The organism is Enterobacter sp. 940_PEND, assembly GCF_001059415.1.
GTDB classification, from domain to species: domain Bacteria; phylum Pseudomonadota; class Gammaproteobacteria; order Enterobacterales; family Enterobacteriaceae; genus Enterobacter; species Enterobacter cloacae_M.
In genome coordinates this window covers 13,779-28,080 of the sequence record NZ_JUMS01000093.1, presented here as the reverse complement: position 1 = coordinate 28,080, position 14,302 = coordinate 13,779, and the positions used below count along the sequence as shown (strand labels likewise).

Annotated in this window: 18 protein-coding genes; 4 read left to right on the top strand and 14 right to left on the bottom strand. The window is 56.0% G+C overall.

The window, feature by feature from the left end; translation table 11 throughout:
* Positions 1-10: 10 nt before the first annotated feature.
* Complete coding sequence (mak, locus tag ADJ24_RS12765) at positions 11-916, bottom strand: fructokinase (RefSeq protein ID WP_023310541.1); 906 nt, start codon at positions 914-916, stop codon at positions 11-13.
* 123 nt (positions 917-1,039) lie between these two features.
* On the opposite strand from mak, the gene rdgC reads away from it, so the two are divergent.
* Positions 1,040-1,954: a recombination-associated protein RdgC gene (gene rdgC, locus ADJ24_RS12760; protein WP_023310540.1), complete on the top strand. Its 915-nt coding sequence runs from the start codon at positions 1,040-1,042 to the stop codon at positions 1,952-1,954.
* A gap of 48 nt (positions 1,955-2,002) precedes the next feature.
* Here the strand turns inward: rdgC and ppnP are convergent, their stop codons facing one another.
* The 5 genes from ppnP to ADJ24_RS12735 form a co-directional block, all read right to left on the bottom strand.
* Positions 2,003-2,290 (bottom strand): pyrimidine/purine nucleoside phosphorylase, encoded by a 288-nt coding sequence (gene ppnP / locus ADJ24_RS12755; protein ID WP_008503270.1) that lies wholly within the window; start codon positions 2,288-2,290, stop codon positions 2,003-2,005.
* 71 nt (positions 2,291-2,361) lie between these two features.
* A complete protein-coding gene (locus ADJ24_RS12750) occupies positions 2,362-3,039 on the bottom strand; it encodes an AroM family protein (RefSeq protein ID WP_023310539.1) in 678 nt (225 codons plus the stop codon).
* Positions 3,040-3,276: 237 nt separating this feature from the next.
* Positions 3,277-3,468 carry a protein YaiA gene (yaiA, locus tag ADJ24_RS12745; RefSeq protein ID WP_023310538.1) on the bottom strand — a complete coding sequence of 64 codons (192 nt, stop codon included), beginning with the start codon at positions 3,466-3,468 and terminating at the stop codon, positions 3,277-3,279.
* 44 nt (positions 3,469-3,512) lie between these two features.
* Entirely contained in the window at positions 3,513-4,037 is a 525-nt protein-coding gene (gene aroL, locus ADJ24_RS12740; RefSeq protein WP_023310537.1) for a shikimate kinase AroL, read from the bottom strand.
* Between the two features lie 143 nt (positions 4,038-4,180).
* Entirely contained in the window at positions 4,181-4,639 is a 459-nt protein-coding gene (locus tag ADJ24_RS12735) for a YaiI/YqxD family protein (RefSeq protein WP_010428006.1), read from the bottom strand.
* A gap of 97 nt (positions 4,640-4,736) precedes the next feature.
* Between ADJ24_RS12735 and proC the strand changes: the two genes are divergently transcribed.
* A complete protein-coding gene (gene proC, locus ADJ24_RS12730) occupies positions 4,737-5,546 on the top strand; it encodes a pyrroline-5-carboxylate reductase (protein ID WP_023310536.1) in 810 nt (269 codons plus the stop codon).
* 14 nt (positions 5,547-5,560) lie between these two features.
* Here proC and adrA read toward each other — a convergent pair whose 3' ends face one another.
* The 6 genes from adrA to ADJ24_RS12700 all read right to left on the bottom strand — a co-directional run bounded on the left by adrA (position 5,561) and on the right by ADJ24_RS12700 (position 11,229).
* Positions 5,561-6,664 carry a diguanylate cyclase AdrA gene (adrA, locus tag ADJ24_RS12725; RefSeq protein ID WP_023310535.1) on the bottom strand — a complete coding sequence of 368 codons (1,104 nt, stop codon included), beginning with the start codon at positions 6,662-6,664 and terminating at the stop codon, positions 5,561-5,563.
* A 102-nt stretch (positions 6,665-6,766) separates the two neighbouring features.
* Complete coding sequence (gene psiF / locus ADJ24_RS12720; protein WP_023310534.1) at positions 6,767-7,087, bottom strand: phosphate starvation-inducible protein PsiF; 321 nt, start codon at positions 7,085-7,087, stop codon at positions 6,767-6,769.
* Between the two features lie 89 nt (positions 7,088-7,176).
* A complete protein-coding gene (gene phoA / locus ADJ24_RS12715; RefSeq protein ID WP_023310533.1) occupies positions 7,177-8,592 on the bottom strand; it encodes an alkaline phosphatase in 1,416 nt (471 codons plus the stop codon).
* Positions 8,593-8,691: 99 nt separating this feature from the next.
* Entirely contained in the window at positions 8,692-8,952 is a 261-nt protein-coding gene (gene iraP, locus ADJ24_RS12710; protein ID WP_048702593.1) for an anti-adapter protein IraP, read from the bottom strand.
* 210 nt (positions 8,953-9,162) lie between these two features.
* Complete coding sequence (locus tag ADJ24_RS12705; protein ID WP_023310531.1) at positions 9,163-10,377, bottom strand: multidrug efflux MFS transporter; 1,215 nt, start codon at positions 10,375-10,377, stop codon at positions 9,163-9,165.
* 168 nt (positions 10,378-10,545) lie between these two features.
* Positions 10,546-11,229, bottom strand: a complete 684-nt coding sequence (locus ADJ24_RS12700; RefSeq protein ID WP_023310530.1) for an extensin family protein — start codon at positions 11,227-11,229, stop codon at positions 10,546-10,548.
* A 103-nt stretch (positions 11,230-11,332) separates the two neighbouring features.
* On the opposite strand from ADJ24_RS12700, the gene ddlA reads away from it, so the two are divergent.
* Positions 11,333-12,433, top strand: a complete 1,101-nt coding sequence (gene ddlA, locus ADJ24_RS12695; RefSeq protein WP_023310529.1) for a D-alanine--D-alanine ligase — start codon at positions 11,333-11,335, stop codon at positions 12,431-12,433.
* Here the strand turns inward: ddlA and ADJ24_RS12690 are convergent.
* Entirely contained in the window at positions 12,430-12,657 is a 228-nt protein-coding gene (locus ADJ24_RS12690; RefSeq protein ID WP_023310528.1) for a DUF2754 domain-containing protein, read from the bottom strand. The genes ddlA and ADJ24_RS12690 overlap by 4 nt on opposite strands.
* 249 nt (positions 12,658-12,906) lie before the next feature.
* Between ADJ24_RS12690 and ADJ24_RS12685 the strand changes: the two genes are divergently transcribed.
* Positions 12,907-13,206 (top strand): DUF2755 family protein, encoded by a 300-nt coding sequence (locus ADJ24_RS12685; protein WP_008503287.1) that lies wholly within the window; start codon positions 12,907-12,909, stop codon positions 13,204-13,206.
* On the opposite strand, the gene ADJ24_RS12680 is transcribed toward ADJ24_RS12685, so the two are convergent.
* Positions 13,203-14,300, bottom strand: a complete 1,098-nt coding sequence (locus tag ADJ24_RS12680; protein ID WP_023310527.1) for a DUF1615 domain-containing protein — start codon at positions 14,298-14,300, stop codon at positions 13,203-13,205. The two genes, ADJ24_RS12685 and ADJ24_RS12680, sit on opposite strands and share 4 nt — an antisense overlap.
* Positions 14,301-14,302: the final 2 nt, after the last annotated feature.

Below are 14,302 nucleotides of genomic sequence, written 5' to 3'. Positions count from 1 at the left end.
TTATTTGCTTTTATTCCGGCCACAGCCACGCCGCGCCGCGCACGCCGCTGGAGTCACCGTGGACAGCTTTGCGGATCGGGGTTTCACACTCGCCGCCGAAGACCCACTGTTTGACAAGGTTCGGAACCGTGGCGTACAGCCGGTCAACGTTGCTCATGCCGCCGCCGAGCACAATCACGTCCGGATCGAGAATATTCACCACGTGCGCCAGGGATTTCGCCAGCCGCATTTCGTAGCGGCTAAGGGCCAGCTCGGCGACCGGATCCTGTTCTTCGACCAGACGCATGATTTCGTTGCCCTTTAACGGCTGGCCGCTTAAGCGGTGGTAATCGGTCGCAAAACCGGTGCCGGAGATAAACGTCTCAATACAGCCCTGCTTTCCGCAGTAGCACGGCACTTCAGCGCGGTATTTAAGCTCGTCTTCATCCATCCACGGCAGCGGGTTGTGTCCCCACTCGCCTGCCGTGCCGTTGCCGCCGATATGGGCACGCCCGCCGAACGCCACGCCCGCTCCGCAGCCGGTACCAACGATCACGGCAAAAACGGTCTGAGCACCGGCCGCCGCGCCGTCGATGGCCTCAGAGACCGCCAGACAGTTGGCGTCGTTGGCCAGACGCACTTCCCGGTTCAGACGTTGGCTCAAATCTTTGTCAAACGGCTGACCGTTGAGCCAGGTGGAGTTGGCATTTTTAACCACCCCGGTATACGGCGAGATCGACCCCGGGATCCCCATCCCGACGCTGCCGGTTTGCCCTGTCGCCTGCTCTGCCATCTCAACCAGGCTGGCAATCGTCTCGATAGTCTGGTGATAATCATCGCGCGGTGTCGGTAAACGGTGGCGGAACAGCTGCTCCCCCTGCTCGCTCAGTGCGATGACTTCTGTTTTGGTGCCGCCCAAATCGATCCCAATACGCACAAGACTCTCCTCATTATTTTGATTATCAACAGAGTAGAAGCACGCTTCCCGATTAGCAATGCAAGCGATGCGACAATTCGTTATCATGCCCGCTGATTTAACGACAAGGCCGTGGAAATTATCATGCTGTGGTTCAAAAATTTGATGGTTTACCGTCTCAGCCGCGACGTTTCGCTGCGTGCAGAAGAGATGGAAAAACAGTTAGCCGCTTATACCTTTTCCCCTTGCGGTAGCCAGGATATGGCGAAAACCGGCTGGGTTCCGCCAATGGGTTCACAAAGCGATGCACTGACCCACGCCAGCAGCACGGGTCAAATCATCGTCTGCGCCCGTAAAGAAGAGAAAATCCTGCCGACGCCGGTGGTTAAGCAGGCGCTCGAAGCGAAAATTTTCAAGCTGGAAGCCGAACAGGGCCGCAAGCTGAAAAAGACCGAAAAAGATTCGCTAAAAGACGAAGTGCTGCACTCCCTGCTGCCGCGCGCCTTCAGCCGCTTCAGCCAGACCATGATGTGGATCGACACCGTCAACGGGCTGATCATGGTGGACTGCGCCAGCGCCAAGAAAGCAGAAGATACGCTGGCCCTGCTGCGTAAAAGCATCGGATCTTTACCGGTCGTTCCGCTGGCGCTGGAAACGCCGATCGAGCTTACGTTGACCGAATGGGTACGCAGCGGCGCTGCGGCTCAGGGTTTCCAGATCCTTGATGAAGCCGAGCTGAAAGCCCTGCTGGAAGATGGCGGCGTGATCCGCGCGAAGAAGCAGGATCTGGTGAGCGACGAGATCGCTGTACACATCGAAGCGGGTAAAGTGGTCACTAAACTGGCGCTCGACTGGCAGCAGCGCATCCAGTTCGTGATGTGCGACGACGGCTCCGTGAAACGTCTGAAGTTCTGCGACGAGCTGCGCGATCAGAACGAAGATATCGACAGGGAAGATTACGCCCAGCGCTTTGACGCGGACTTTATCCTGATGACCGGCGAGCTGGCCGCGTTGATTCAGAATCTGGTGGAAGGTCTCGGCGGCGAAGCGCAGAGATAACAGGCAAAACGCAGGCCGGGTAAGCGTTAGCGCCACCCGGCTTATTTTTTATTTCAGGTAGCGGCACAGATAAGAGGTAGGTTCAGCGACCTGCAAATGGAACTCGCTGTGGCCAGGGACGTTGAAAACTTGCCCGGCAGCGTAAACTTTCCATTCCGTTTCACCAGGCAGTAAGACGTTCAGCGCCCCGCTGACGACCGTCATTTCTTCAGCTTCCGCCGTGCCAAAGGTGTATTCCCCTTCCGCCATAACGCCGACACTGGCGCGGCCAGTGCTGCTGCTGGTAAAACCAATGGATTTCACTTTACCGGAAAAGTATTCGTTACTTTGAAGCATGAACTGGCCCTTATATTTTTAGATAAAAATTCACTATAGGGGCCACGCTCATCACCTGTCACGCAAAATCATTACATAAGGAGTTCCGAGGCCAGGCGAGCCATCAGAACGTTGGATAACAGCACGGGAACATCCAGCGCTTTTTGCAGCAGATCACGATGATGCTGATGGAAACCGAGGCAGTCCAGGATCAAGACATCTGCCCCTCTCTCAAGCAGTTCCTTCCCGGCAGCAATGAGCCTGGCCTCACTGTCCCAGAACGGATTTGCCAGCGCATACAAGGGCACTTTTTCCAGCACGTGCCACTTTGCCTCCTGGTTATCCATGAGCTCCTCAATAGGTACAATCACCCCCACCTGATGACCATCCACGATGGAGGCCACCAGCGGCGGAATGATGCGCATCGGTTCCAGCAGAATCGCATTGCGCGCCATGAGCCCCTTAATGGGGGCCGTGCTCATCAGCAAAATAACGTCATAACCTTGATTATCGAGCACTTCTATTACGCCCTGCAGCGAGCGCTCGATTTTCTGGCGTGAAACATGCGCCAGTTTACCGTCGCTTAATAACGTCGCCAGGGGATCCTCCCCCGCCTCGACAGCGTAGTCTTCCATGACCTCTTCCCGACTCATCTTCCCCAGCAGGCTAAGATGCGTTATCTGTTGTTCAGATACATGCTCGGTTAAGAGCGGTAACACTTCGCTTACAGGGACCACACCAATGGTGAGGATCGCCAACGTTGCCTTCATCTTGATCGCCTTCCATTACTCCAACATCGTGCACACAGGTACAGGCTCACTACGCTGCACAGTTCATTTTTTCAACAAAACAGCACCAAGCGTAGCAGGTGATCCCGACATCGAAATGTAAAGATCGCCTGCCGATACCGGAGTTACTTGTAATAACTAAATATTAACTCCTGCTTAACTTTCCCGATGAGTAAAAAGTGTGATTCAGGCACGATACTGGAACGTTTAGGAAAACATTCAGGTTATGTCGGGATCTTCATAGCGCCGTTTCGCATCCAGCGCTTCCTGTTCAGTCTCGTGTTCACTGATCAGCGAGTCCGGCTTGGGGTGATCGGCACGCAGTTGGTACCAGGTCACGGTATGACCCGTCTGGCCTTTTTCAACGGTAACAACGCGCGCTTCACGCGGATAGGGAGGTCTGGTTGGCATAGCTCATCCTTTTTTTATGTCTGAGCTATAAGTATAGACGCCGGTTAGCTGGCACAAGCCAAACGCAGGGCGGTAATAATCTGAATCACAACCTCTTCGGGAGAGGCTGACGCATCCACCACGTGGTGAGCCGCTTCGCGGTATAGCGCATCGCGTTCGGCCAGCACTTCGCTCACCTCTTCGCTGAGCGGCCTGGAGGTCAGCGCGGGGCGTTGCCCCTCTTCCGGAAAGGCTTCCAGCCGCCCTACCAGAGCCGACACCGGCGCGCTGAGATAAATCACAATCCCCTTTTCGCGCATAAAGTGACGATTGCACTCCGCCAGAACGATGCCGCCGCCGGTCGCGATCACGGCAGACGGGGTGGTGACCGCTTTCAGCGCGGCCGTTTCGCGCGCGCGAAAGCTCTCCCATCCCTCTTGCTCAACGATCTCAGCGATGGTTTTTCCGGCCTCGGTTTGCAGCCAGTGGTCGGTATCAACAAACTGGCGATGACACACGCGTGCCAGCTCCAGGCCAACGGTGGTTTTCCCACAGCCGCGGGGGCCAACTAAAAAGATGGGTTGGGTCATGCCAGGTGTTCCCCTTGATGCCGAATGGCTGAAGAGTGTAAAGAAATAATTGCAGAAGATGTTGCGATTACTTTACTGCAAAGCGGTACGGGATGACAACCCTGTGGAGGTCACACTGTACCACAAATTGACAATAATTATCATTACGCTGTGCGGCGCTTCACTTCCAGCAGCCATTTATCCAGCTCGGCAGCGAACTGCTGACGGTCGCGCTGGGACAGGCTGTCCGGTCCACCGGTCTGCACGCCGCTGGCCCGCATCGTATCCATAAAATCGCGCATGGTGAGCTTTTCCCGAATGGTCGAAGGCGAGTAACGCTCCCCGCGCGGATTGAGCGCCGCCGCCCCTTTCTCCAGCACTTCGGCAGCCAGCGGAATATCCGCCGTGATAACCAGATCCTCCGCGCTGCACAGGCGAACAATTTCGTTATCCGCCACGTCGAACCCGGCCGGCACGCGCAAGGAGCGGATAAACCGCGAAGGCGGTACGCGAATATTCTGGTTAGCCACCAGCGTCAGCGGCATCTGAACGCGCTCGGCGGCACGAAATAAAATCTCTTTAATCACATTCGGACACGCGTCCGCATCAACCCAAATCGCCATATTGTCTCCCCATAATGACTCTGCCGACTATTGTCGCCTGCATTTCGTTGTTAAGCTATCAATCAGAGAAAACAACGCATAATGACGGAGAATCGTGATGGACAAGAAAATCGGGTTTATCGGCTGCGGTAACATGGGCAAAGCCATCCTGGGCGGTCTGATCGCCAGCGGGCAGGTGCTGCCGGGTCAGATTTGGGTCTATACCCCGTCACCGGACAAAGTCGCCGAGTTGCGCGATCAATACGGGATCAACGCCGCCGAAAGCGCGCAGGAAGTCGCCCAGGTCGCCGATATCGTCTTTGGCGCCGTCAAGCCAAACATCATGATCAAAGTGCTAAGCGATATCACCTCCAGCCTGAATAAAGAGACGCTAGTCGTGTCGATTGCCGCGGGCGTCACGCTCGATCAGCTGGCGCGCGCGCTGGGTCACGATCGTAAAATCGTCCGCGCGATGCCTAACACCCCCTCGCTGGTCAATGCCGGCATGACCTCCGTCACGCCTAACGCGCTGGTGACCACGGAAGAAGTGGCCGACGTGCTGAATATTTTCCGCTGCTTCGGTGAAGCAGAAGTGATTGCCGAATCGATGATCCATCCGGTGGTTGGCGTGAGTGGCTCAGCCCCTGCCTATGTGTTCATGTTTTTAGAAGCGATGGCCGACGCCGCCGTGCTTGGCGGAATGCCGCGCGCGCAGGCGTATAAGTTCGCCGCGCAGGCCGTCATGGGCTCCGCCAAAATGGTGCTGGAAACCGGCAAACATCCGGGTGAACTGAAAGATATGGTCTGCTCTCCGGGCGGTACCACCATCGAAGCGGTGCGGGTGCTGGAAGAGCGCGGGTTCCGCTCGGCCGTCATTGAAGCGATGGCAAAATGCATGGAAAAATCAGAGAAGCTGAGTAAATCCTGATTTCTGACCGGGCGTCAGGCGGCCACTTCGGTGCGGCCGCGCCCGGCATTTTTCGCCTTATACAGCGCCACGTCAGCCGCCTTTAGCCATTCCCGATAGTGTCCAAACTGCGGTCCCCAGGGGGCAACGCCGACGCTGATGCGCAGCGCTTCTTTTGGCGCGCACGGTAACGTCAGCTTTTCCAGCCGCTCATGCAGTCGCGACATCACGGCGATGGCGCTCTCCGCCGCGGTCTGCGACATGATCACTGCAAACTCATCCCCGCCAAACCGGCCGATCGCATCGCCTGACCGTACCGACCGCTGGAGCTGACGCGTAATAGCAACGATCGCCTCGTCGCCCACGTCGTGCCCCCAGGTGTCGTTGATGTTTTTAAAGTGGTCGATATCAATCAGCAATATCGTGGCGGTGCTGTGGTCGCGCCGACAATGCTCAAATTCATTTCGCAGCAGCATTTCCCAGTGTCGGCGGTTGAAGACCCCGGTCATCCCGTCTCGTGTGCTCATCATTTCCAGCCGCTGCTTATGTTCCGCAAGCCTGACGGCGGTTCGGTGGCTAAGCCAGGCAAACAGCATGGGATACAGCACGAGTACGGGTAACGTTAAGCCCCACTCCACAAGGTCGGGGTTGAAGACGGCCACCTTCCCGACGAGTGGCAGCGTCACCAGCGCGGAGAGCAGGGTCAACGCGATCCCCGGGATAAACAGGCGACAGCCCCCGGAGCCCATCATATTCATCCCCACCATCATCACCAGCGCTGCCGTGGGTAACGCATTCATCCCCATCACGCCGATCCAGAGCCCGGCAATAATGGCATCGATTTTAAGATTGAAAATTTCCTGCTGATGGGGTGAAGCGGCGCGGCAGGACAGTTGCCAGGCAAAATGGGGCCAGACGAACGACCACCCCACCAGTAAAAGCCACCAGCCGCCGGGTAAAAAATGGGTGACCAGCATCCCCGCAACGGGGAAAAACATTGCCGCCAGGCCGACGGCGCGCGCCAGCCTGACTCGCCGGGCAAACTGAATGCCGGCGCGGTGAGGGTCATCCTGAGAAAGGGTTAAACTCCACTCTTCCCGAATGCGCTTTTTGTTGTAATACGTTTCATCATTCATCATTTTTGGGAATATTCTGAAACATTTTCCCAAATTATAGAGAGGGGGTCTGCGGGGAAAGTATGAAATTTCGGGTGAGCCGCCGGAGCCGCTCACCCGTTTGAACTACACTTTTTTCTTCAGGCACGCGCTCATGAACTTGCTGCGGTCGTCCCCTTTAAGGGACTGTTCGGTTGCTTTCGCATTACACTCGCGCATTTTTTGCTGCTGCGGCGTCAGGCTTTTTTCAGCCGGCTTCGCGGCGCCGTTTTTAAGGCAGTCGCTCATGTATGTCTTGCGAGCATCTCCCTTCAGACTCTGAGACGTCGCCTGTTGATTACAGGTGGTCATACGCTGCTGTTGCGGCGTTAACGTTTTCTCTTCCGCGTTCGCCGATGCGATCAGGAACAGGCCAGAGAGCAGAGTAACCAGTAATGTTGTTTTCATTGCACCATCCTTTTGTGAACATTCCCTGTAAGTCTGGTTCGTGACAGGAAAAAAACCACCCGGCAGATGTGATTTCCGCCGGGATTTTATCATTTAAGACCCAGCGCCGCCTTCATGGTGTAGAACAGATCCGTTTGATCGGTCAGGCCTACCACGTTTGCCGCGTGCGGCCCATAGGCTGCAATGCGCAGCTGGGTGCCGGTGTGCTCCATGGACTCTTCTTCAGAGTTGCCGTAGCTCAACACCATAACGGCGCCATCTTTGGTATTCAGCGCCTGCGTCAGGCCCGGGGCCTTGGTATCTGCCGGAATAATCTGGCTGGCGTGCGCATGGTCCGCGGTGACCACCACCAGGGTGTTACCGTCTTTTTTCGCGAACTCAAGCGCCTTCTGCACCGCTTCGTCCAGATCGACGGTTTCGCCAATCTGGCCGCACGGATTCGCTGCATGATCCTGCTTATCAATCGACGCGCCTTCCACCTGCAGGAAGAACCCTTTTTCGCTCTTGCTCAGCAGAGAGATGGCTTTATCAGTCATCGCCGCCAGCGTCGGTACGCTGTCCGTGCGTTTCGGGTTAGGCGTACAGGTTACTGCAGGTTTATCGATATTGCCGTGATAAGAGGCTTTTGGTCCTTCCCAGCGCACGGGCATGTTGCCGTCAGAGAATAGCCCCAGCAGCGGCTTGTCCTGGTTCGCCTCGGTGATGGCTGCCAGCGAACTGGCGTCACTCACCAGCTGATAGCCGCGGGCCTGCGCCTGCTCGCGCAGCGTTTTGCCCTGCCACTCGCCCGCCGTCGCGGTTTCTGCGAAGGTTTTCGCGCCGCCGCCCAGGGTCACGTCAGGACGCGCGTTCAGCAGCTGTTCCGTAATCGAGCCTTTGCCGCCTTTTTCCAGCGCGTTCGTCGGACATTTTTCGCTGGTCACTGACGGACCGTAGCATTTACGCGAGGTTACATGCGCCACCAGCGCCGCGGGCGTTGCATCCTGAAGTTCAGCGGTGGAGACGTTGCCGGTCGCAAGGCCCGCCGCTTTTGCCATCTCCAGAAGGGTTTGGTGATCTTTTTCGTGAATATCCACACCCAGCGCGCCATTATAGGTTTTCACGCCGGTGGACCACGCCGTAGCAGAGGCCGCCGAGTCCGTGACGTAATCCGGTTTACCGGTTTTTTTATCCAGCGCGTAATGGGTATATTGTCCGGTCAACGGTAATGCGTCGATACCTTTAAAAAAGCCGCCCGCACCCTCGGCATAATTTCGCGCCGCCGTAATTTCGGAATCCCCCATTCCATCGCCAATAAGCAGAATAATATTTTTCGCCGGCTTATCATTCAGCGAAGCGCGAATAGCGGCAGTTTGATCTTCTGATAAACGGCGTGCGCCGCCAGGCTGGGTGATATCCCCTTTTGCCGCGCGATTATCCAGCACGCTGGTTTGGGCAGTATCGGCATAAATGGCAGGGGTAATTAACAGGGGAAGTAATGCGATGAAAAGTGCGCTCTGTTTCAATTTATTTTCTCCATGTACAAATACATAAAAATAAAAACAGAGCGACTATAGGCATCCTGCATGACAATTCTATGACACGTCGTTACGTCCTGTGACGGTTTAGGTGCGCGGATGCCTTAACAGCTTCTTTACGTACTGGTGGAGCATCTCGGCATCCTCAACCGGAACCTGCGATTCAGGCCTGACGCTGTCCAATGCGCCTTCCACGCTCTCAATCAACGCCTGTTGATCGGTTTTCGCCATTTGTCGCAGCAGCGCGGTGACCACAATTTCCAGCGCTTCGACCTGAGCAATCAGCTCTTTTGACTCCTCTTCCTTTTGTGCCAGTTTGACCAGCAATTCAGCAATGAGATTTTTCATCGTGCCAGTTCCTTTTTCAGTTTTGTCTGAAGTTAGCATTCTGAATCCATAATGCAAAGAGAAGAAATTTATTATGGTATGCAAAAGTGATGCAGGAATAAAAATAAAGAACCGCCGCGGTGAGCGAAACGTTTTTCTATAAAAAAACGCCGCATTTTGTTATATAAAAATGCGGCTACCATAAGAATATATAATACATCAACGAAACGATTATCTCGACGATTTCGCTTCCGCCATTTGTCTGCGGCGACGCAGCGCAATAGCCAGCTGGATAATATTGATTAAAACGACAATCGCCGTGGCGGCAAATACCCAACGAAAACCGGCCATCGCGGAAACGGATGCGCCAATAAGCGGACCGGCAACATTCCCCAGATACATGAATGACTGGTTATATCCAAAGATACGCCCCGTCACCTGGTCGCTGGAATATTTAACCAGCAGGGTCTGTACCGCAGGCAACATGGCGCCATCAGCAAAGCCGAGCAGAAACCGCAATACGCCAAGCTGAAGCGGAGAGGTGACAAACGACATCGCGAAGAAGAGCACCACCGCAAAGATCAGCGTCGCCATCAGGATGCGCGCGGTGCCGATCCTGTCACCCAGTTTTCCCAGACGCGGCGCGGAAATCAGGGCGGATACGCCCGGTACGGCGGCAATCATGCCGCTCAGAAAAGCGATATTTGTGCTATCCGGCTCCATCGACTTGATAAACAGCGCCAGAATCGGACCGACCGAACCGTTACAGAGCTGGATAACCATAGTGGTCACAAACAGGCTGATCATCAGTCCCGGATAGGGCAGCGAGGCGAAGACGGCCTTGCCGCTCAGGCGTTCAGATTTACTGATAACCGGGCGTCCCCCCTCTTTTATAAGAAAGAGCGTGACCAGAAAACTGACCACCAGCAGGATCGCGGTGATGATAAATACCGCGCGCAGCCCGACGTGGTCCGCCAGAAAGCCCCCCAGCAGCGGACCGCCGATGACGCCGCTGATCTGCGCCGTTGAGAGCGTGCTCAGCGCCCAGCCGCTACGCTCGCGCGGCACCTGAGAGGCGACCAGCGCCATGGCGTTTGGAATGTACCCGGACGTCAGCCCCATCACCGCGCGCAGGAAAAACAGCTGCCAGACGTTGGTGGCGAAGGCCTGGAGCAGAATGGCGATCGCCATCCCGAGCGAGGCGCGCAGCAGCATCAGTTTACGGCCTTTCCGATCCGCCAGGCTGCCCCACATCGGTGACACAATGGCGGACACCAGAAACGTGACGCTGAACGTCAGGCCGGACCACATGGAGAGCGCTTCATGCGAGGTCACCCCCAGCTGCGAGACGTACAGCGGCAGGAACGGCAGGATCTGGCTAATGGCCAGCCCGGTAAAGAAGCAGCCAAACCAGACCGAGATAAGATTAACTTTCCAGGATTCCATAACGAAATAGTCTTCATTTTTAGGCGAATTCGCCTACAGATTAGCAAGTTACGCGTTTTGACGTCGCACCAGAGATGCGGCCCGACTGACTTTGGTGTTTTATCTTCCCAGTCATCATATTTGTGAAACAAGTCACAATTCATCCATTTTCTGGCGGAATATTATGCTTTACTGGCAGAGGCCAAAACCGCGCATTCCCAGATGAAAATGGTTAGCATGCGCCGCGTTATACTCCGGTCCCAGGCCGTTCCCGTAGTAGCCACAGCTCGCCGCCAGCATGGCCTTTAGCCATGGCTGCGTTGTTGCCGCCTTCCAGCCGTTCAGCACCGTGACGCGTTCACCGTTCGCCAGACGAAAAGCGGCAATATCCAGCGCCTCCGCCGTGGCATGTTCACTGCGGCGCGCGTCAGGGCGGTGATAAATATTGCGGCAGGCAAAGCTGCCAAGGTGGTCGATACGCGCGAGCTCGCTGCCCGTATAGCGTTTTGTCAGCGGCCGGGCCTGCTGGCTGATAAAGAGAGCTGAGCTGAGCGCCAGCGGGCAGCTGGCAAGAAAGCTGCTGTTCAGGCCGACAGGGCCGAAGTCACGCACGCGCACGACGTTGTTAAGGGGACACGCGCCGCCGCTGTCCGCTACCGGCTGGGTGCGGATGAGATCGCGTTGGTTAACCTGTAACAGCAGGCTCGCGCACGCCTCGGGAGTTAAACGCCGAAGCTTATACTGAGTGATTCGGCCTGGCGGATCGTCAAGCGTCAGCGGCGTGAAAGGGTTGTAGTAAGGCGGCAACCAGCGGTAACCCAGCGTTGCGATGGTCAAAATGATAAATCCGGTCAGCAGCGTTTTTCCTCTCACTCTCCCCCCTCAACATTCCCCAAAACATTATGGCAGAAGGCCGCGAAACACGCCGGGCATCGTGGTATGTTATTGGCTTTTCGTCAGACTGGAAGAGAGTGAGATGGCTAAGCAGCGCGTAGGTATTGTCTTTGGGGGAAAATCAGCGGAGCACGAAGTGTCATTGCAATCGGCCAAAAATATCGTTGATGCGATCGATAAAAGCCGTTTCGACGTGGTGCTGCTGGGCATTGATAAACAGGGTCAGTGGCACGTTAACGATGCCAGCCAGTATCTGCTGAACGCTCACGATCCGGCCCATATCGCCCTTAATCCTTCGGAAGTAAGCGTCGCCACCGTACCCGGCGTCGTGAAGGGGCAGCTCATCGACGCCGGCAACGCTCAGGCTCTCGCCCAGATCGACGTTGTCTTCCCTATTGTTCACGGCACCTTGGGCGAAGATGGTTCCCTGCAGGGGATGCTGCGCATGGCCAACCTGCCGTTCGTCGGCTCGGACGTACTCGGCTCTGCCGCGTGCATGGACAAAGACGTCACCAAACGCCTGCTGCGCGATGCCGGGCTGAATATTGCGCCATTCGTGACCCTCACCCGCGCAAACCGCGACAAACACAGCTTCGCGCAAATCAGCGGAGAGCTGGGTCTGCCGCTGTTTGTGAAGCCGGCAAACCAGGGCTCCTCCGTGGGCGTCAGCAAAGTCACCAGCGAAGCAGAGTTCACGCAGGCCGTCCGTCTGGCGTTTGAGTTCGACCATAAAGTGGTGGTTGAGCAGGGCATCAAAGGCCGTGAAATTGAGTGCGCCGTGCTGGGCAACGATTTTCCACAGGCGAGCACCTGCGGCGAAGTGGTGTTAAACAGCGACTTCTACTCGTACGACACCAAATACATTGATGACAAAGGCGCGCAGGTTGTCGTTCCTGCGGATATCGATCCGGCGATTAACGATAAGATCCGGGCGATCGCCATTCGCGCTTATCAGACGCTCGGCTGCTGCGGCATGGCGCGCGTGGATGTGTTCCTGACGCAGGAAAACGAAGTGGTGATCAATGAAATCAACACGCTGCCGGGGTTCACTAACATCAGCATGTATCCAAAACTGTGGCAGGCCAGCGGCCTGAGCTACCCGGAACTGATCACCCGCCTGATAGAACTGGCGCTGGAGCGTCACGCCGCCGACAGCGCGCTTAAAAGTTCCGTAAACGGTTAATCGGCGCTCTTCGCCTCATCCGCTGTCGTCTCTTCAGGACGACGGCGGATAATCAGCCCCGCCAGCCAGAAACTTATCACCCAGGTCACCAGCCCGACGGCATAGGTTTGCCACCCTTTTGCTTCAAACCCCAACAGGCCCACGACACCGTTAAGAATAAAGATCAGCCCGATGGCAAAGGCGTAGTAGTGCCAGTCACGGCGTAGTTTGGACGTGAGCTTCATAACAACTCCGGCAGGAAAAAAAGACATCCTCTCACAGTTTTTCGGCCAGGTCTGTGGCAGATACGGAAATTCTGAAACGCGACGCAATTTCACTTAAGTGATGAAATTGTGATGTGCTGCAGAAATCGACAATCCAGGAGAATTCCTGAGCGCAAATTACCACGATTCTGATATTGACAAATGCGATGACCTGTCAAACTCACCCCGTAAGACGCGTATTAAAACAGAGTGATACCACGGGAGGTCAACATGGCTGACTTTACATTGTCGAAACCGATTTTTGGCGGCAAACCAAAAACCTCCACGGCGGGTAATATTGCTTATGCCCTGTTTGTCCTGTTCTGCTTCTGGGCCGGCTCCCAGCTGCTCAACATGCTGGTCCATGCCCCCGGCGTTTATGAACACCTGATGCAGGTGCAGGATAACGGACGCCCGCGAGTTGAGATTGGGTTTGGCGTAAGCACCCTGTTCGGCCTGATCCCCTTCCTCGCGGGATGTATGATTCTGGGCGTTGTAGCGTTAGTTCTGCGCTTTCGCCGTCGCCGTTAAAGCCCCATACAGCGCGCCCGGCGATCGTCCACGCGTTTTGCGAACCATGCGGTTGTCAGGTTACGCGTGATCTTCGGGCTTTCCAGCTGGATCCCCGGCAGGATCGCCCTCGGTAACGTTTTCCCACTTTTCTGCTCCGCAAGCGCAAACACCTTCTTGTACAGATCCGTTTTCTCAAAGGCCAGGCTATCGCCTTTCTCAAGCTGACGGCGAATGTCGCTGTTGCTTAAGCCAAGCGTTGTCGATAATTTCCGTACTGCCAGCTCGGTGCTTCCCGCCTCGCTGCTGCCGTAAGCGATGAGATCGCCGTCCAGCGCCAGCTTGACGCCGCTTGCGCGGCTGACCGCACTCTGGAACGCCGCATTACGGCTGGCATACCAGCCCGCGTTAAAGTCGGCAAAGCGGTACAGCGGCTCATTGTAGTTCGCCGGATAGTTCAGCAGATGATACGTGCCGAACCACAGCCCACCGCGCAGGGAGAAGACCTCCTGACGTACCGTACCGTCGATTTTCCACGGGTAGCCGTCGGTATGCTTCTCCGCGAACGCAATGCTCACCTGCATCGGGCCACCGGTATGTACCGGGTTCAGCGAGCCAAACAGCTTCTGCCCCATCGGGACCATACTGATGAAATCATCAAAGATGGCGCTAAGCTGTTTTTCGGTTTTCACCGCATCCAGCCGTTCGCTGTAGCTTTTGCCGTTCGGCGAGGTGATTTTAAGCGCGGTATGCACCAGGAAAACCGGGATATGCATGGACTCCGCGCGGCGGTCGATCTCTTTCCAGGCAATTTTGTTCAGGCCCGGCACGACCGGGTCTGACTGGTACATCGACTCCTGCTGCGCCACCGCCAGCACCGAGCAGATATTCTCCTCGGTCGGCGCGATCTTTTGGCTTTCAAAGGTTTTTGCCAGCGCATCTGCCCACGCATTGCGATCCTTCACGCTGGCGGGCATTTTCTGCCGCACAACGCTCGCCACATCGACGGGCTTCTCCCCCTTTTTGAGCGGAGCGGCACCTTTTTCGGCACAGCCTGCCAGCACAAGAGCGGCCAGCAAGGACAACGGTAACGCGCGCGGTACGGCAAAAGACATAG